The sequence below is a fragment of the Dietzia sp. DQ12-76 genome, assembly GCF_014145045.1.
Taxonomy (GTDB): domain Bacteria; phylum Actinomycetota; class Actinomycetes; order Mycobacteriales; family Mycobacteriaceae; genus Dietzia.
In genome coordinates, this window is sequence record NZ_JAALDV010000017.1 from 1 (window position 1) to 17,230 (window position 17,230).

20 protein-coding genes are annotated in these 17,230 nt (G+C 69.0%); all 20 read left to right on the forward strand.

Annotation, left to right across the window (positions count from 1 at the left end):
* Window positions 1–526, forward strand: a 526-nt coding sequence (locus tag G6019_RS00685) for a hypothetical protein (protein WP_182626910.1), incomplete at its 5' end; no start/stop codon positions are given.
* A gap of 5 nt (window positions 527–531) precedes the next feature.
* Entirely contained in the window at window positions 532–1,227 is a 696-nt protein-coding gene (locus G6019_RS00690; RefSeq protein WP_182612082.1) for a hypothetical protein, read from the forward strand.
* A gap of 276 nt (window positions 1,228–1,503) precedes the next feature.
* Window positions 1,504–1,722 (forward strand): hypothetical protein, encoded by a 219-nt coding sequence (locus G6019_RS00695; RefSeq protein WP_182612083.1) that lies wholly within the window; start codon window positions 1,504–1,506, stop codon window positions 1,720–1,722.
* A gap of 16 nt (window positions 1,723–1,738) precedes the next feature.
* Entirely contained in the window at window positions 1,739–1,975 is a 237-nt protein-coding gene (locus tag G6019_RS00700) for a hypothetical protein (RefSeq protein WP_182612084.1), read from the forward strand.
* Window positions 1,968–2,345, forward strand: coding sequence for a hypothetical protein (locus G6019_RS00705; RefSeq protein WP_182612085.1), 378 nt, complete (start codon window positions 1,968–1,970; stop codon window positions 2,343–2,345). Before G6019_RS00700 ends, G6019_RS00705 begins: the two co-directional genes overlap by 8 nt.
* 164 nt (window positions 2,346–2,509) lie before the next feature.
* A complete protein-coding gene (locus G6019_RS00710) occupies window positions 2,510–2,839 on the forward strand; it encodes a hypothetical protein (protein ID WP_182612086.1) in 330 nt (109 codons plus the stop codon).
* The gene (locus tag G6019_RS17645; protein WP_182612087.1) at window positions 2,793–4,412 is read left to right on the forward strand and encodes a hypothetical protein; all 1,620 of its coding nucleotides are present in this window, start codon (window positions 2,793–2,795) and stop codon (window positions 4,410–4,412) included. Before G6019_RS00710 ends, G6019_RS17645 begins: the two co-directional genes overlap by 47 nt.
* A gap of 91 nt (window positions 4,413–4,503) precedes the next feature.
* The gene (locus tag G6019_RS00720) at window positions 4,504–5,682 is read left to right on the forward strand and encodes a phage portal protein family protein (protein ID WP_182612088.1); all 1,179 of its coding nucleotides are present in this window, start codon (window positions 4,504–4,506) and stop codon (window positions 5,680–5,682) included.
* Complete coding sequence (locus G6019_RS00725; protein WP_182612089.1) at window positions 5,679–6,956, forward strand: head maturation protease, ClpP-related; 1,278 nt, start codon at window positions 5,679–5,681, stop codon at window positions 6,954–6,956. The genes G6019_RS00720 and G6019_RS00725 overlap by 4 nt, the downstream gene beginning before the upstream one ends.
* An 18-nt stretch (window positions 6,957–6,974) precedes the next feature.
* Window positions 6,975–7,355 carry a DUF2190 family protein gene (locus tag G6019_RS00730; protein ID WP_182612090.1) on the forward strand — a complete coding sequence of 127 codons (381 nt, stop codon included), beginning with the start codon at window positions 6,975–6,977 and terminating at the stop codon, window positions 7,353–7,355.
* 32 nt (window positions 7,356–7,387) lie between these two features.
* A complete protein-coding gene (locus G6019_RS00735) occupies window positions 7,388–8,311 on the forward strand; it encodes a phage major capsid protein (protein ID WP_182612091.1) in 924 nt (307 codons plus the stop codon).
* Window positions 8,311–8,571: a hypothetical protein gene (locus G6019_RS00740; RefSeq protein ID WP_182612092.1), complete on the forward strand. Its 261-nt coding sequence runs from the start codon at window positions 8,311–8,313 to the stop codon at window positions 8,569–8,571. Before G6019_RS00735 ends, G6019_RS00740 begins: the two co-directional genes overlap by 1 nt.
* 13 nt (window positions 8,572–8,584) lie before the next feature.
* Entirely contained in the window at window positions 8,585–9,016 is a 432-nt protein-coding gene (locus G6019_RS00745; protein ID WP_309230112.1) for a Gp19/Gp15/Gp42 family protein, read from the forward strand.
* A complete protein-coding gene (locus G6019_RS00750; protein WP_182612093.1) occupies window positions 9,016–9,360 on the forward strand; it encodes a hypothetical protein in 345 nt (114 codons plus the stop codon). The genes G6019_RS00745 and G6019_RS00750 overlap by 1 nt, the downstream gene beginning before the upstream one ends.
* Window positions 9,360–9,644, forward strand: coding sequence for a hypothetical protein (locus G6019_RS00755; protein ID WP_182612094.1), 285 nt, complete (start codon window positions 9,360–9,362; stop codon window positions 9,642–9,644). The genes G6019_RS00750 and G6019_RS00755 overlap by 1 nt, the downstream gene beginning before the upstream one ends.
* A gap of 11 nt (window positions 9,645–9,655) precedes the next feature.
* Window positions 9,656–10,033: a hypothetical protein gene (locus tag G6019_RS00760; protein WP_182612095.1), complete on the forward strand. Its 378-nt coding sequence runs from the start codon at window positions 9,656–9,658 to the stop codon at window positions 10,031–10,033.
* A 9-nt stretch (window positions 10,034–10,042) separates the two neighbouring features.
* Window positions 10,043–10,657 (forward strand): hypothetical protein, encoded by a 615-nt coding sequence (locus G6019_RS00765; protein ID WP_182612096.1) that lies wholly within the window; start codon window positions 10,043–10,045, stop codon window positions 10,655–10,657.
* A 144-nt stretch (window positions 10,658–10,801) separates the two neighbouring features.
* Window positions 10,802–11,212, forward strand: a complete 411-nt coding sequence (locus tag G6019_RS00770; RefSeq protein WP_182612097.1) for a hypothetical protein — start codon at window positions 10,802–10,804, stop codon at window positions 11,210–11,212.
* Window positions 11,179–11,604: a hypothetical protein gene (locus G6019_RS00775; RefSeq protein WP_182612098.1), complete on the forward strand. Its 426-nt coding sequence runs from the start codon at window positions 11,179–11,181 to the stop codon at window positions 11,602–11,604. The genes G6019_RS00770 and G6019_RS00775 overlap by 34 nt, the downstream gene beginning before the upstream one ends.
* A 77-nt stretch (window positions 11,605–11,681) precedes the next feature.
* Window positions 11,682–17,230: tape measure protein (locus G6019_RS00780; protein ID WP_206681794.1), on the forward strand; the 5,549-nt coding region annotated here is incomplete at its 3' end.

The following is a 17,230-nucleotide window of genomic DNA, read 5'->3' on the forward strand; positions in this document are numbered from 1 at the left end:
CACCATCGCCGAGACCCCCAACCGACCGCATCTCCACACCATCGGCGAAGCAGGCAAGCGCGGCGCCACCACCGCCCAGCGCGCTCATCGCCTGCGCCGCCAGGTGCACCGTGTGCTCCAGGCGGTGCCCGAGGGCGCCGCCCTCGCCGTCATCGAAGGTCCCGCCTACGGCGCCCAACACGGCGGCCAACACGAACGCGCCGGCCTCTGGTGGGCCCTCTACGTCGGACTCACCGCGCGCCGCATCCCCATCGCCGTGTGCAACCCCCAGACCCGCGCCAAGTTCGCCACCGGCGCCGGCAACGCCGACAAGACCGCGGTCCTCGACGCCATGCGCCACCACTGGACAACCGCCGACATCCGCGACCACAACCAGGCCGACGCCCTCGCGCTCGCCACCGCAGGCGGCATGCGACTGCTGTGGCACCGACCCGAAGCCGACCACCACGAAGACGCGCTCGCCGCGATCGAATGGCCCGACGCCGTCAAGGTCGAACTCGCACAACGACTCAAGGCCGGATGGTGAACCCGATGACCGACTCGTTCCTCGAACCGCACCAGGTCGACGAGCTCGGCGGACACTGGCACACCCTCGCCGGACTCATCCCCCAACTCGACGACCTCCTCGCCGGATCCGTCATGGGCGTAGCCACCAGCCTCGGCATCCGAATCGCCCGCGCCCCAGCCTCCCGCCCCCCGATCAACGTCGCCGCCTACGACCACCTCGACCTCATCCGCGCCTGCGCCGAAGGCTGGACCCACCACCTCGCCACCGAAACAAACTTCTCCCCACCCCGCGACACCAGCACCGCCGGCCTCTGCCGCCACCTCCACCTCGCAGCAGACCGCATCGCCACCCGCCCCTGGGCACCCGACTGCCTCGACGAAGCCACCGAACTCGCCAGCACCGCCGCACGCATCACCAACCCAGACGACGGCGAATCCATCACCGACCGCCACCACCTCGCCACCACCGACGTCCACCACCGCGCACACCAAGCCCAAGGCGACGCCGCCGACATGGCCGCCGTCCACCACGCCGTCACCGGAGAACACCTCGACGAAAAGACCATCCACCAATGGCGCCGCCGCGGACACCTCCCAGAACGCATCGGCCCCGCCGGAGAAGTCTGGTTCCACTACCACGAGGTCGCAGCCGCAGCCCGGCACGCGCGCATCCGACGCCTCCCCATCCGGCAAACCAGCAGGTCAAACAGAAGACCTTGACAAGTGAAGCCAACCGACCGATACCCTTCAGGCGTAGCCGCTCGTGACCCCACCGACCAAGGTGGTCCGGGCGGCATCGTCGTCCCGGTCGACGCCGTCCGCGCTCCCCTCCCACTGGCGGGCCAAGGGCACCGCGCGCACCCACGCGAGACGCAACGACCGGGCACCCACTTCCGCGTCAAAGCCCCCAACCGGGCCAAGCACCCCGCCTCACGGCACACCCACAGCTCAGGGTGAGGGCACGCTGCGCGGAACCAAACCACCAGGAGGCGCGCCATGCCAGCCCAACAGCAGCTCGCGCTCACCGTCACCCTCCGCACCACCGGCGGCCACGAGATCGTCACCCGCACCACCGAGGAACCCGAGAAGCTACTCCGCCGGATCCACGGCCAAGGCCAACGGTTCGTCGCAATCGAAGGCACCGACGGCATGGAACACCTCGTCCGCGGAGACGCCGTCGAGTCCGTCTCGTACGACACACTCACCGCCCCGTAAACCAGGAGGCGCACCCATGCCGACCGCACTGACCGAAGTCACACCCGCCGAGCCAGACGAGACCCCGCCCATCGGAGACGCCCTCGAAGCCGACCAGTACCGAGCCAGCCTCCACCGCCGCATCTACCTCGCGACCGGAGACCCGCGGTACCGGGCCGCCGCCCTACCGTGGGACGACCTACTCCAAGACTTCCGGCAAATCGGCAAAGAGATACTCGCCGACTTCAACCAGCTCCTCCCCCGACATGGCTGACAACCGCACCACCACCCAACGCGGCCTCGGCCACACCCACCGACGCAACCGCGCCGGACTCCTCGCCCAACTCCACGACGGCACACCCTGCTGGTGGTGCGGACGCGGCATGTACCGCGAACCCGCAAACAACCCAGACGGCCGAGCACTCCACGCCGACCACACCCGCGCACGCTCCAAAGGCAACACCGCCGGCGCCGCCGACCGACTCCTCCACGACCTCTGCAACAAACAACGCGGCGACGGCTCCCGAGACCACCGCCGGCCCGCACTACTCGCCGCCCGGCAACGAGACGCCGAACGACGCCGACGAGACGAAGGCGCCCTCGTCAACTGGCCCGAGCTGCCCGCATTGATCGCGTCGGCGTGACCAGGCCGGACCGCCAAGACACTGCTTAGCTTATCTACGCCTGAGCCCCACCCCCCAGAATCTTATAACCGCAGGTCAGATGACTCTGCCCCGCGCTCCCCAGTCACCAGTTTTTTACACGGGCCGGAGGGTGGATTTCTCCCGAGTCCAGGAGGTGCCCTTCGGTGACGATCGACGACCTATCGGCCCAGCTCATCGCCGAGATCGGTGAACGCGTCGACCTGACGATGGTGGACCGGATCGCGATCGAGGCGTACGCCGGCCAGCTTCTGCGGATGCGGGCCGCGCGGCGGCGGGCGGATCAGGATCTTCTTCGCGAAGGCGAGCGCGGTGTGGCTGTGAGCCCGGCGGTGGAGATCGAGCGCGCGGCGTCGGCCGAGCTGCGGCAGTGGGTGAGCCGTCGGCCGGACCTGTTCGCTACCGCGAAGCCCGAGGAGGTGCCCGCCGGTGACGGTCGAAGCCCCAAGCGGCGTGACGTTCTCGACGACCTTTGACGATGACCCGGACAGTGAGTTCGCCCGAATCATCGCTGCGGAGTGGCCGGATCTAGAGGGCAAGCAGACGCCGTGGGCGCTGCAGTACCTCCCGGGGGACTTCGAGGCGGTCTCGGAGAAGGTGTGCCGGCTGTATTCGCGAATCGCGGGCCGGATGATGCCGTGGCAGCGGATGGGCGTCGACCACATCAATGCGGTCGACGAGATAGGCCGGTGGACGCACAAGTCGTGCGTGCTGGTGTGTCCCCGGCAGAACGGCAAGACCGAGATCATCATCGCGACGATCCTGTTCCGGCTGTTCAAGCTCGGTCACAAGATCCTCTACACGTCGCTGGAGTGGGACTCGGCGAAGGAGGTGTGGGAGCGCCTCGAGGCGCTCATCACCGCCGAGGAGTCCCTCGACGAGCGGGTGGTGCGGCGCGGATGCTCGCAAGGTCGCGGCACCTTCATCCTCGACAACGGCGGGCGGCTCATCTGCCGCACACGGTCGGCGAAGGTCGGCCGCGGCATGACGAAGTTCGACCTGGTGATCATCGACGAAGCGCTGGACTACACCTCGGGCGATCTGGCAGCGCTGTCCGCGGTGATGCAGGCGTCGAACGATCCGCAGACGATCTACGCGACGTCGGCGGTGAACGCCGAAATGCACCCGCACGGTGTGCTGATCTCGGGGATCCGTGAGGCGGTCCTGCAGGGTCGGGACACCTCGACGTTCTACGCGGAGTGGGCGGCGCCGGAGGGGGCCGCCACGGACGACCCGATGTCCTGGCGGGCAGCGAACCCCGCGTTCGGGTTGCTGAACTCGGACGAGAAGGTGCGGGCGAAGCTGCAGGGGCTGCCGACCGAGGAGGCTCGGCGGATCTTCGCGATTGAGAACCTGGGTCACGGGATGTGGTTCTCGCTCGCGGGCGACGCAGGCGGGCCCGCGGTGGTCGAGGCCGGCCCCTGGGTCGACATGGTCGATGACCGCCCGGAGCGTGTGGGGCACTCGGCGTTGGTGGTGGAGGCGGATCCGGACCGGGCGATGTGGACGGTCGCCGCGGGCGTGATGTGCGCCGACGATGTGGTGCACGTGACGGTCGGATTGCATGCCCAGCTGGGGGTGCGCGAGATCGCCGATTGGGTGGCCGAGGCTGTGGCGGTGGAGGCCCCGTCGGCGCTGGTGGTCGATCCGCGCGGCCCGGCGGGCGTGCTCATTCCGCTCCTGGAGGAGCGGAGCGTGGATGTGATGCGGCTGCGGCCCGCGGAGGCCAAGGGGTTACCGGAGGTTCTGGCGGCGGGCGCGGAGGAGCGTCTGCTGACCCGCGATCCGGATCCGCTCCTGGACGAGGCGTTGCCGTTGGCGCAGGCCGCTCACCTGGGTACGGCCTCGTCGACGTGGATCCGCCGCCCGGGCACGTGCCAGATCGTCGCGCTCTCGCTGGCGGCGTGGGCGGTGCGGCACTTTCCGCCGCTGGACTTGGAGGAGCCGGAAGAGGATTTCGTGCCGGGTCCGGTGGCGTTGCCGTCCTCGAGTTCGACGCGGTCGGGCGGGATGCCCAGCCGGCACCGGGCGCGGGCGATGGCGTTCTAGATGATCCCGACGATTGGCAGGGGGTGCCCGCATGGCTGAGCCGTCTCGTTCCGAGCGGGGGTACGCGCGCCGCTCGGGCCCCTTCACCCCTATGGCGGACAAGAACCGCGAGCTGGTGTTCCCTCAATCCGCGCGCATCTATGCGCAGATGCTGCGCGAGGACGCTCAGGTGCGGTCGGTGGTTGCTGCGGTGACCCTGCCGATCTTGCGCACGATGTGGCGCATTGACCCGAATGGTGCCTCTGACGAGGTGGTTCGGTTGGTGGCTGAGGATCTGCGCTTGCCGGTGCTTGGTGACGACGGTCGTCAGCCGTTGCCGTCGACGGGTGGGCACGCCTCGTGGGCCGAGCACCTGCCGTGGGCGCTGCGGTCGGTGGTGTTCGGGGTGTCGTTCTTCGAGAAGGTGTACGAGGTGCGGAGTGGCCGCGACCGGTTGCGAAAGCTGGCACCGCGGATGGCGGACACGATCAAGAAGATCAACGTCGCCGACGACGGTGGACTCGAATCTGTCGAGCAGGCCCCGCGGGCGGGCGCGCTGAGGGCCGAGAAGCCGATCCCGGTCGAGCACCTGGTCGCCTACCTGCACGACCCGCTGGATCACACGTGGACGGGTACTTCGATCCTGCGCAGCGCGTACAAGCACTGGCGGCTGAAGGACGAGCTGCTGCGCCTGGAAGCGATCATCCTCGAACGCAACGGCATGGGAGTGCCGAACTACAAGGCCGCGTCGAGCGACGAGAAGGAGATCGAGCGCGGGCAGGAGATCGTTGACAACGTCCGCGCCGGCGTCGAAGGCGGGGTCAGTACCCCCAACGGTGCGTCGTTCACCATCGAGGGCGTGAAGGGCCAGTTGGTCTCGCCCCGGGATGCGATCGCCTATCACGACTCGCAGATCGCCCGCGCTGCACTGGCGCACGTGCTCAACCTCGACGGCAAGGGCGGCTCCTACGCTCTCGCCGAGGTGCAGCTGGGGATCTTCATCCAGTTCCTGCAGACCATCGCCGAGGGCATCGCGACTACGGCGAACAAGTACCTCGTCGAGGAGATGGTCGACTTCGCGTTCGGGACCGAGGGCGGCCCGTACCCGCGACTCGCGTTCGACCCCATTGGCTCGAAGAACGATCTGCCACCGGAAACGATCGCGCTCCTAGCCAACGCCGGGGTGATCCTGCCGGACAAGGACCTCGAAGAGGAGATTCGCCGCCGCGGCAACCTGCCGACCAAGCGCCCGTACGACGGGCCCGAGCCCTCCGAGGAGGAGGCAGCATGAACCCATTCCTGACCGGCCGCGGAGCCCGCGCTGAGGTGCGCGCCGCGGTCTCCGACGACGTCGCGACGATCCGCCTGTACGACCCGATCGACTCGTGGGGCGGCTTCTGGGGCGTGTCCTCGAAGGAGTTCACCGCCGCTCTGGACGAGCTCGGCGAGGTCTCCGAGATCACGCTGCTCATCAACTGTCCGGGCGGTGAGGTGTGGGAGGCGATGTCGATCTACAACTCGCTGCGCTCTCACCCGGCTCGGGTCACCGTCATCGTCGAAGGTTTGGCGGCGTCGGCCGCCTCCTTCATCGCAATGGCCGGCGACGAGGTCATCATGCGGCCCGCCTCCGAACTGATGATTCATGACGCGTGGATCGTCGGGATGGGCAACGCCGACGAGCTGCGGGCCCTGGCCGACCGGATCGACTCCGAGTCGGCGATGGTTGCCGCGATCTACGCCGAGAAGGCGGGCACCCCGGTCGACATGTGGCGGGAGGCGATGCGGTCGGAGCAGTGGTTCACCCCTGCTGAGGCGCTGGAGGCCGGGCTGATCGATGCGGTGTCGGCGGGCAAGCCCGACCGATCGGAGTCAGCGTCGGTCAACCGGTTCAACCTGGCCAGTTTCAACTACGCGGGTCGTCGAGAGGCGCCTGCACCAACCGTCGCCGCGGCGCGACAGGAGGAGGACACGATGGGTGCTCTCATGGCTGGGCTGCGTGAGCGGCTCGGGATTGCTGAGGACGTCACCGAAGAGGAGGCGCTCGCGGCGCTCGACGAGGCGCTGGCCGAGCAGGCCGGCGACCCGGACCCCGCCGGAGACGACGAGGAGGCCGGAGCCAACGATGGCGGCAACCGATCGACCGACGGGGAGAACCTGGACGGCGGTGATTCCGGCGAGGGCGAGGGCGCACCCGAGTCTTCGTCGGCCGCGGCGGGCGCGGACACGGTCACCCTCGACGCGGAGGTCTACGCCGACCTGCTGGCCCGAGCCGAGTCCGGAGACCGCGCACAGGACGCCGTCGACAGGGCTGCCGCCGAGGCCGCCGTCGACGCCGCGGTGGACGCGGGGAAGATTCTCGCCGCCCGCCGAGACGACTGGGTGGCCAACTACCTCGAGGCCCCCACGGACACCGCGGACCGGATCGCGGCCCTGGCCTCAGGTCGCATCAACCGCGCCGAACAGGGGCACACCAAGACGCCCGGCCAGGCCGGGCAGAGCGGACAGAACAGCGACCTTGACGCCCGCGCCAAGTCCATCAGCTTCGCCGACGCCGTCAAGCTCTAACCCACCAAGGAGAGAACCATGTCCAACCCCACGTTCCGCCAGGGCCCGATCTCGCTTCCGGTGGCCGAGCCGGTCGAAAAGAACCGCATCGTCGTACTCGGCGCCGATGGAATCAGCCACTCCGACGGGCAGGCCGCCTTCGGTGCGGTCTCCGAGAAGGGCGCGCCGAAGGGTGACCGCACGAGCGGTGACCTGACCCTCGGTTCGCCGGACGTCCTCGCCGTCCACACCGCGCCGGCGACCCTGCCGATCGTCACCGACGACGAGTTCGCGCTCGGTGACGACGTGTTCGCCGCCGCTGATGGCAAGGCGTCCACCGAGGGCGAGACCAAGGTCGGCGTCACCGTCGCCGCCAGCAAGGCCGGTCGCGTCCGCGTCCGTCTCACCATCCCGGCCTAACAGGGCCTCTCACCTCTAGAAGGAGGCCCACTATGGGCACCATTTCCTCTGTCCATGACGGCGAGAAGTTCACCGTCGACGACCTGATCGGCGCCCCCACGTGGATTGCCGAGAAGGTCATCAAGAACCTCGACGGCGCGATGATCTCCGAGGCGATCTTCCGCAACGAGGGCGAGTCCGAGCTGGTCGTCGCCTACCGCGAGGCCGCACAGGCGTTCCTCTCGGAGGACGCCGAGGACGTTGCCGAGTTCGGAGAAATCCCGGTCGCGGACATCGGCCGTGGTGACCTGAAGTTCGTCACCGGCAACAAGACCGCCCTCGGTGTCCGCATCTCCTACGAAATGAAGAAGTTCAACAAGATCGGCCAGGTGAACCGGCAGATCACCGCTCTGCAGAACACAATGGTCCGGTCTGATGTGCGGGCCTCGCTGCGCACGTTCGCCGCAGCTGGGGTGGACGAGGTGCCGGTGTCGTCGCCGTGGCCGACGACGGGGTCCTCGCCGATCGATGACGTCTTCGACGCGATCGAGGCGATCGAGGACGCGCACCTGGAGGACGACCCGGACGCGAACCTGGGGTACGTGCCGGACATCATGATCGCGCATCCGCGGACCGTCACGATGCTCACCCGCAACGCCGAGTACCAGAAGTTGTTCATCGGCAACCTTGCGGACCAGAACCCGGTCTACCGGGGCACCCTGCCGACCACGATCGCGGGCCTTCGAGTGCTGACGTCCCGGTTCGCCGACCCGGGACAGGTCATCATCGCCGAGTCGGGAGTGGTCGGGTTCCGCACTGACCCGATCCCGCTCGAGATGACCCCGCTCTACCCCGAGGGTGGCAGCGAGCAGCACGGCGGCTCGAACATGTCGTACCGGGCTGACGCGTTCCGCACCCGGATCACCGCGACGGACGCGCCGAAGGCCGCGCGGATCCTGACGGGAGTGCGCGGCTGATGCAGGTCGTCATCACGGCCGAGTCGTGGGTGCAGCCCACCCCCAGGGGTCGGGTCCGGCGGTCGCGCGGCGAGGAGGTCGAGGTCGCCGACGATGTCGCGGAGTGGCTGATCGATCTCGGCGCCGCTGAGCTCGTCGGACCGGGGAGCACCACCACGACCGCCGAGTCCGCCACTGCGGACGCGAGCGCTGCCCCGGCCGCCGAGACGACGGCCACCAAGCCGGCCCCCCGCGGCGGTCGGCGTAAGTCCAGCCAGTAGGAGGGAGGGTGCGGTGAGCGAGCTACAGATCGGCGTGACTGCCGAGGAGGTCGCCCTCCGCATTCCCCGGCCTCTCGACGAGGACGAGCTCGACCTGCTCGAGCTTCTCATCGCGGACGCCGAGGGAGAGATCGCGGACGCGCTCGCCGTCGCCGGCCGTGATCTGGCCTTGGACCTCGCCCGTCGGCCCGGGTTCGCGGGCACTGCTCGCCGGGTCATGCGGGAGATGGTCGCCGCGGTCGTGCTGGTCGGTGGCAACGCCGGTCAGGCGAGCGTGACCTCGTCGACCGGTGCCCAGTCGGACTCGGTGCGGTTCGCCGACACCCGGTCCTCGCGGTGGGGCCAGGTCGTCCTCACCGACGACCAGCGAGCTCGGCTGGGGCTCGCCCCGGTGGGCCTGCCTCGGGGCCGGTTCCCGAAGTCCAGGGTCGGCAGGTGGGTGTGATGCTCGGCCAGGGCCACGAGACCGTGACAGTTCTCGGCGGCACCGCGCGGACCGATGCGAAGGGCTACCCGATCCCGCCGCAACCGCCCCGGGAAGTTCGCGGCTGCGTGGTGCAGCCGACGGTGCTGGCGCAGGACACCGGCCGGGACAGGTCGGGCCAGGTGCTTGAGTTCCGGGTGCTCGCCCCGGCCGGGACGGTTATTTCGTCGAAGGATCGCGTGGTGATCCGGGGACGCGAGTTCGAGGTCACGGCCGAGTCGTTCGACTGGTCGATCAACCGCCGCCCCGCGCTGCGGTCTCATCGGCCGCTGGTGGAGTTCATCGCCAAGCGCGGTGAGGGCTAATGGCCAAGCGGCCGCGGATCCGGCTCAATCGACCCGGTGTCCTGGCGTTGATGCAGCGGGCCGGGCCCCCGCTGCTGAAGGCGAAGGCCGAGGCGGTGTGCGGCAGGTTGCGCGCCGCCGGATATCAGGCCGGATACGAGATGCGGATGGACCGCAACGGCCGACCCGTGGTGATGGTCGCCATCACCGAGGCTCGCGGGCTCACCGCGCAGGCCAAGTACGGCGTCGTCACTAAGGCCGCCGCAATGGAGGGCCTGGACATCAACCGCTACTTCGTCAGATGAGAGGGGGCGGCATGGGTGACGGGATCCAGGTCGACGGCGCCGAGCGTGTCCTCGACTTCCTCATCAACCGGGTGGAGGGCGCGACAGTGCGCTCTGATCTGCCGGACGGGTGGTCGCCTGCTGACGGGGTGGCGGTCACCGTCACCTCGGATGCGACGCCGTTCTCCGACCGCGTGGCCACCCGTGAGGCCGTGCGCGTGGCCGTGTACGCGGCCTATCGACCGATCGCCCGTCGCGCCGCGTCTCAGCTCGACGCGGCGCTCATCCAGCCCGGCGCCATTCGCGGGCTACTCATCCGGCCCGGTTCCGGGCTCATCATCACTCGGGACGACAAGCTCGAGTGCTTCCTCGCGGCGTTCACGATCAACGTGAACGCCTCACGCAACTAAGGAGACGCCATGTCTGCACCCACCCCCTACCGCCGCAACGCCGACAACGTCCGCTTTTGGGACGACGCGGAGATCTTCTACTCCCCCGACGCGAACGCCAAGGTCAACGCCGACGGCACGTTCGGCGACGCATGGGCCTCGACCGGGTTCCTCAACGCCGGCGCCGACCTCGGTCAGGAGCGCGACACCGAGCGCCAGGAGGCCGAGGGCTTCGGCGGCCGGCTCCTCAAGAGCCGCCAGCGGTTCAAGAAGGACACCTGGGCGTTCACCGCCGCGGAGGACAACGAGACGATCCACAAGCTGATGTGGCCGAACTCGCCTTACGTCGTCGACGGCACCGGCGTCCTGCGGGTGCCCCGTGACGCCGAGGGCGTCTTCGCCCGCAAGCTCGTCGACGCCGACGGCGCGATCACCATCGACGTCACCCGCGCAATGGCCTCCTGCTACCCGAGCAACCTCAACAACGCCGACGGCGGGCACCAGACCCGCGAGTTCACCGTCGAGGTCCGCCCGGACGAGGACAACGCCCTCTACGACCGGTTCCACAAGTCGGCCAGCGATGACGCACTCGAGCCCCTCGAGGTCATCCGCATCGAAGCCGCCGGTGCCGGCGGGGGCGAGTAAGCGCTCACCCACAGACGAACCCCGACCGGCCGGATTGGTGATCCCCCACCGGCCGGGGTTCGCCCTTCGGGGCAATCACTCAGGGATCACCACCAAGATGCCCCGCGAACCCGCGGGGCATCGGCCATTTCAGGAGGGATCACCATGACCACCACCACCGCCAAGAAGACCGCCGCGCGCAAGACGCCGGCGAAGAAGAGCACCAAGCCCGCCGCCCCGAAGGCGACCGTGAAGACCCCCGCGCCCACGCCCGCCGAGGTCGACGCCAAGGCCAGCGACGACGCCGTCGAGGACACCTCCGACGACGGCCGCGCGACGATCACCATCGAGATCGAGATCAACGGCACCGAGATCGAGCTCGAGCTGCCGGCCACGTTCAACGACGCCGACCCCGACGCGATCGTCTACATGGAGGAGGAGAAGCCGACGGCGGCGTTCAAGGCCCTCATCGGCGTGGAGAACTGGGCCACTCTCAAGCAGCTCCGCTGGACCGCCCGTGACTTCCGCGAGGTCATCGATGCGTGGAAGGGGGCCGTCGGGCTGGGAAACGGCTAGGGCTCCTCGGGCGGATCCGCGAGCACGAGGACGCCGTCGAGGCCGACTTCGCCCGCTTCTATCCGAGCGTGGATTACCTCGACCGGTACCGGCGTGACTCCCGCGGCCGTACTCGCCTGTCCCTGCGCCGCCTGCTGCTCCTGGTGGACCACCTTCCGCAGGAGTCGGCGTTCGCGAGTGCGCTCGCCGAGCGGCACCCCATCAGCGGCGAGCAGGCGGCCACGTACGCGGTGTGGTCGGCCCTGACGGGCAAACAACACCCGTACCTGGACGACCTAAAGAACCGGCGCGACCAGGAGCGCAAAGCGCAGCTGATCCGCAGTCGCCGAGCGGCCACGGCCGAGCAGAACCGCAGGTACATGGCCCGCGTGGCCGGGAACAGGAGCTCCTAGCTCCCCCGGCCCGCGGTGCCACCCGGCATCGATTCAAGGAGGCGCGTGTGTCTGCTATCGGCTATGCCGTCCTCCCGATGACCGTGTCCATGAAGGGGCTCGGCCAGACCCTGGCCCGCGAGCTCAACGGCCCGGCGATGGCCGCCGGCCGCAAGGCTGCGGACGACATGGGCAAGTCGATGGTCGACGGCACACGCCAGGCCGCCGCCGCGGTGACCAAGGCACGCAAGGCCGAGCAGGCTGCCGCTGAGTCGGTACTGGCCGCTGAGAAGAAACTCGCTGACCAGAGGTCTGCCGCGAAGCGAGATGCGCGGGAGATCGAGTCGGCCGAGCTCAAGCTCACGGCCGCCCGCGAGAAGGGCTCCCGCGAGGTCGCGACCGCTGAGCGTGCGCTGGCCGAGGCCCGCTCCGCGGGGGATGTCAACAAGATCGCGGACGCCGAGTCCCGTCTGGCCGAGGCCCGGTCCCGCACTGGTGCCAGTGTCCTGGACCGGGAGAACGCCCTCGAGCGGGCCCGGGAGAAGTCTGCGGCCACTACAGGCCGGATCGCGGCGGCCGAGCAGGACCTGGCGGCGGCCAAGGACAAGGCCACCCAGGCGTCCGAGAACGTCATCTCCTCGACCCGGCGCCTGGACAAGGCTCAGTCCGACACCACCGGTGAGTTCGCGGACGCCCGCGCCGAGCTGTCCCGGTTCCAGGACGAGCTCGGTCGCACCGGCGACGAGATGCTGCGCACCGGCGAGAAGTCCGGCGGGATGGGCGCGAAGATCCGCGAGGGTCTGGGCAAGATCGGGACCGGCGCGCTGCTGGGCGTGGGCGCGAAAATCGGGTCCAGTCTGACCGCAGGGTTCGGCACTGCCCTGACCAAGGGGTTCGACCGCCTAGCTGCGATCGACCAGGCGCAGGCAGCGCTGACCGGTCTGGGCCACTCGGCCGCATCGGTCGAGACGATCATGGATTCGGCGATGGAGTCCGTCAAGGGCACCGCGTTCGGGTTCGGAGACGCCGCTGGGCTGGCCGGCACCCTCGTCGCCTCCGGTATCGAACCCGGCCGGGAGCTGACCCGCATCCTGTCACTGGTCGGTGACACCGCGGCGATCACCGGGTCGGACCTTACCGACATGGGCAGCATCTGGGCCAAGGTCGCCGCCGGTGGCCGGATGTCCACCGAGGAGATGAACCAGCTCCTGGACCGCGGTCTGGGGATCCTGCCCGCACTGTCGGAGCAGTACGGCGTGACCGGCGACGAGATGCGCAAGATGATCTCCGAGGGCAAGGTCGGGTTCGACGACTTCGCCCAGGTCATGGAGGGCGTCGTCGGCGGGTCGGCCCTGAAGATGGGCGACACCTTCAAGGGGTCTCTCGACAACATGGGCGCCTCGCTCGGTCGCTTCGGCGCGAAGCTCCTCGGCCCGATCTTCGACAACGCCCCGACCGTCTTCGCCGCGATCTCCGACGCGGTCGATGGACTGGGTGAGCGCCTGGAGCCGGTCATCTCCGAGTTCTCGGACCGCCTGGCGCCAGTGATGGCCAGCTTCGCGGAGCGGGTCGGCCCGGCGATCACCACCGCGCTGAACCATCTGTTCGACGCGCTGGCCACCACGGCGTCGGTCGCCGCCACACTGGTCGGGTTCATTCGCGACAACCAGACGTGGCTGGTGCCCCTCACGGCGGCGGTTCTGGCTGCCACCGCCGCGTACAAGCTGCTCGTGCTGCAGCAGAAGATCGCCGCCGCCGGCGGGCTGCTCGCGTTCATCAAGAACCTGACTGTCGCGACGAAGCTGCAGACGATCGCTACCACCGCCCAGGCCACTGCTCAGCGCGTGCTGAACACGGTGATGCGGGCCAACCCGATCATGCTGATCGTGACCGCGGTGGCGGTCCTCGGCACCGCCCTGTGGGCCTTCTTCACCAAGACCGAGAACGGCAGGGAGATCTGGGAGAAGTTCACCGCCGCTCTGGGGCGCGTGAAGGACTTCTTCGTCGACATCATCGAGTTCGGGCGGATGGTCGGCGACATCCTGTTCCGCGGCGACTTCAAGGGTGCCCCGTTCGGCATCGAGGAGGACTCGGGGCTCGTCAATTTCCTGTTCACCATCCGTGAGACGGTCCTCGGGATCTGGTCCGGTCTGCAAGAGGGGTGGCAGGCCTACGGTCAGCCCGTCGTCGATCTGATCGTCACAGCTTTCGGCCTGTGGTGGGAGGGTGTGCAGCTCCACTTCCGCCTCATGCGAGCGGCGTGGGAGGTCCTGTGGACCGGCGTTCAGCTGGCTTGGGCGGAGTTCGGCCAGCCCCTGATCGACGCCGTGGTGGGGGCGTTCGATCTCTGGTCGACCGGTGTCGGGATCGTCTTCGGCGTCGTTGCCGCGGGCTGGGGTCTGCTCTGGGCCGGGGTCCGCACGGTGTACGACACCGTCATCGTTCCTGTCCTCGGATGGGTCGGTGACCGGCTGGCGTGGCTGGGTGATCAGCTCGGCGCCCTGCGCGACCGGTTCGTGGCCGGCTTGGCGCGCGTCGGTGCCGCGGTGCGTGGCCTGTATGACGACTACGTGCGCCCGGTGGTCGACCTGGTGCGCATGAAGTTCGACGAGGTCGTGGGCGTGGTCTCGGGTCTGCGCGACCGGGTGATCGGCGTTCTGACCGGGGCCGGCCGCTGGCTGTACGAGACTGGCCGGAACATCGTGCAGGGCCTACTCGACGGCGCCGGATCACTGCTGAGCCGTCTGGGCGAGTTCTTCCTCGACCGTCTACCGGCCTGGGTCAAGGACCCGTTCAAGAAGGCACTGGGGATCGCCAGCCCGTCGAAGGTGTTCGCCTCGTTCGGCGCCGACATCGGTGCTGGCCTGGTGCACGGGGTGCGGGGCATGGCCGGTCAGGTCGCCGACGCGGCGCGTGGTCTCGCCGAGACCGCAGCGACCGCCGCCGGTGAGGTGCAGATCGCCTTCAACGGCGGGGACGACGGGTATGGCGCGCTGGCCAGCCTGGCGGGCGAGGATCTGGCTCGGGTCGCGGCGAACACCGCCGCCGACGTCGGCGGGGTGACTCGCACCGCTGGGGCCGCCGTGACCGAGGTCGGTACGGCGTTCGCTGGCGGCGACGACGGGTACGCCGCGACGGGTGAGTTCCTCGGTGAGGATGCCGCCCGCACCGCTCTGGATGTTTCGGCGCAGATCGGGTCGGCGTTCACCGCGGTCGGCGAAGGGGTCAACGGGGCAAAGGCTGCTCTGTTCGACCCGGCGGTGGCCGGGATGCAGCAGTCGCTGCTGGACTACGGTCAGGTCGCCCAGGATCAGATGAACGGCGTCGTCGTCCCGGTGATGAACCAGGCCGGGGCGGGCATCGCTGATGCCAAGGCGCGGCTGTTCGATCCGGTTCACGCCGGGCTGCAGGCGGCCGTCACCCAGACGGGGGCCGCGACCCAGGTGGCGATGCTCGGCACCGCCCTGCCGTCGATGCAGACTGCTGGCGCGGGGATCTGGGCCGTGCAGACGGGCACCGTCGACCCGGCACTGGCCAACATGCGAGGTGCCCTGTCGAACACCGCCGGCGCGTTCGCCACCGGCACCACGGCGATCAACACCGAGTTCAACCGGGTCCGCGAGGGCGTGGCTGCGCCGGTGCGGTTCACAATCGGCCCCGTCTTCAACGACGGCCTCGTGTCGATGTGGAACGGCGTGTCCGACATGGTCGGGCTGAAGAAGATGACGCCCCACCCGATCAACTTCTGGGCGGGTGGAGTCCTGCCCGGGTACACCCCGGGCCGGGACCCGTTCACCTTCGTCGACCCCCGGACGGGAATGTCGATCGGGTTGTCGGGTGGCGAGTCGATCATGCGCCCGGAGTGGACGCGGGCGATCGGGCCCGCCGGTGTCGAGCGGATGAACCATGTGGCCCGGACCGAGGGCGCCAACGGCGTAAACCGGATGCTTGAGCACCGGCACCTCGGTGGCTTCAACTCGGGCGGCATCGTCGGCTCGATGGAGGCGTTCGTCGGCAAGCACTGGCCGTCGCTCCTGCAGAACGGCAGGGCCTTCTCGGGTCTGCGCTTCACCGACAACGGCTACCACTCCAAGGGAATGGCGGCCGACTTCTCCAACGGCGGCGACGCGGGCACTCCGGAGATGAAGGCACTGGCCAACGTCATCTACCGGAACTTCGCGGGCCAAACTCTGGAGCTGATTCACTGGCCGCTCGCCGGGTTCCAGAACCTCTGGCACGGCAGGCCGCACAACTACAGCGCGGGCACGAACGCGCAGCACAGGAACCACGTCCACTGGGCGCTGCCTGCCCCGCTGCAGGCAGCAGGGGTTGCTCTCGACCTGTCCGGCGGCGTGGTGTCCGTTGATCCTCGCCAGATCGTGGAGTCGATGATCGGCGATGACCTCAAGCGGGTCAAGGATCTTGCGCACGGGTTCTCCGGTGCCGGAGGCATGGTCGACACGGTTCCGGGCAAAGTCCACGATTCGATGGTCAAGCCGATGCTCGACACGCTGGTCAAGGCGTTCGAGGAGTTCGGCGGTGACCCGGGTGGCGCAGATGTGATGCGGTGGCGCCCGCTAGCGATGCAGGCACTCGCTCGGATGGGTTTCAGCCCTGAGCAGTACATCGACGCGATGATGCAGCAGATCCAGATCGAGTCCGGTGGCGTCCCGAACGTCATCAACAAGTGGGACTCGAACTGGCTCGCCGGCCACCCTTCGGGTGGTCTGCTTCAGGTAATCGAGCCGACGTACCGGCGCATCCGGGCCGCGTACCCGGACGCGTTCAAGGGCCTCCCGGACGACCACCTGCACCCGCTGACCAACCTCACCGCGGGTGTTGGTGCGGTGACGATGGACTGGGGTGGTCCTGGGAATCGTTGGCCCACCAAGCTCGGGTACGACCAGGGCGGGTGGCTGCCGCCGACTCCGGGCGGCTTCGGTGCGTTCTTCAATCACACGAAGGCGCCCGAGCCGGTGTTCACTGCCGAGCAGTGGTCGCTCCTGGAGCGTCAGCTGGGTCTGAATGTCGACCTGGTGGAGGAGCTGCGCCGTCTGGTGCTGGTCATCAACCGGGACGACGACGATCGCGAAGATCTCGCGGCGCAGGCGGTGTACGACGTGTTCGGTCGGGAGCCGATCGGGCCGGACCTGCACAAGGTGCTGCACGCCGGGCCGCGGGCCTGGAGTGAGACCGCCGCGCATCTGGAGCACATCGCCGCGACGGGTGAGTACCTGCAGAACGAGTGGTTCGCCGAGAGCTCGCAGCTCGCCGAGGCAGCTCGCGCGGTGAACCGTGGCCAGGTGGGTCTGGCGAAATGGGCGGCCGCGTCCGAGGAGCAGGGCCGCATGGGCACCCCCGAGGAGTTCGCGCAGCACTACGGCCAGCAGGTCGGGGCGGAGCTCCTGGACGGCGCGCTCGGACTGGTGGGTCTGGACGGACTGATCGGTGGGCAGTGGAAGCAGTCGATCCGCGACTTCGCTGAGGTCGGCGGGTGGGAGTTGCCCGGGTTCGGGCCGACCCCGCTGCTCGACGGCGACGGGCGGGTGCCGGGCACTCGTCTGGAGCGTGTGGAGACCGCGGTCGCTGAGTCGACCGAGGCCGCCACGACCGAGGCGGCGGTGGCGGTGGCTGGCGCGACGCAGGC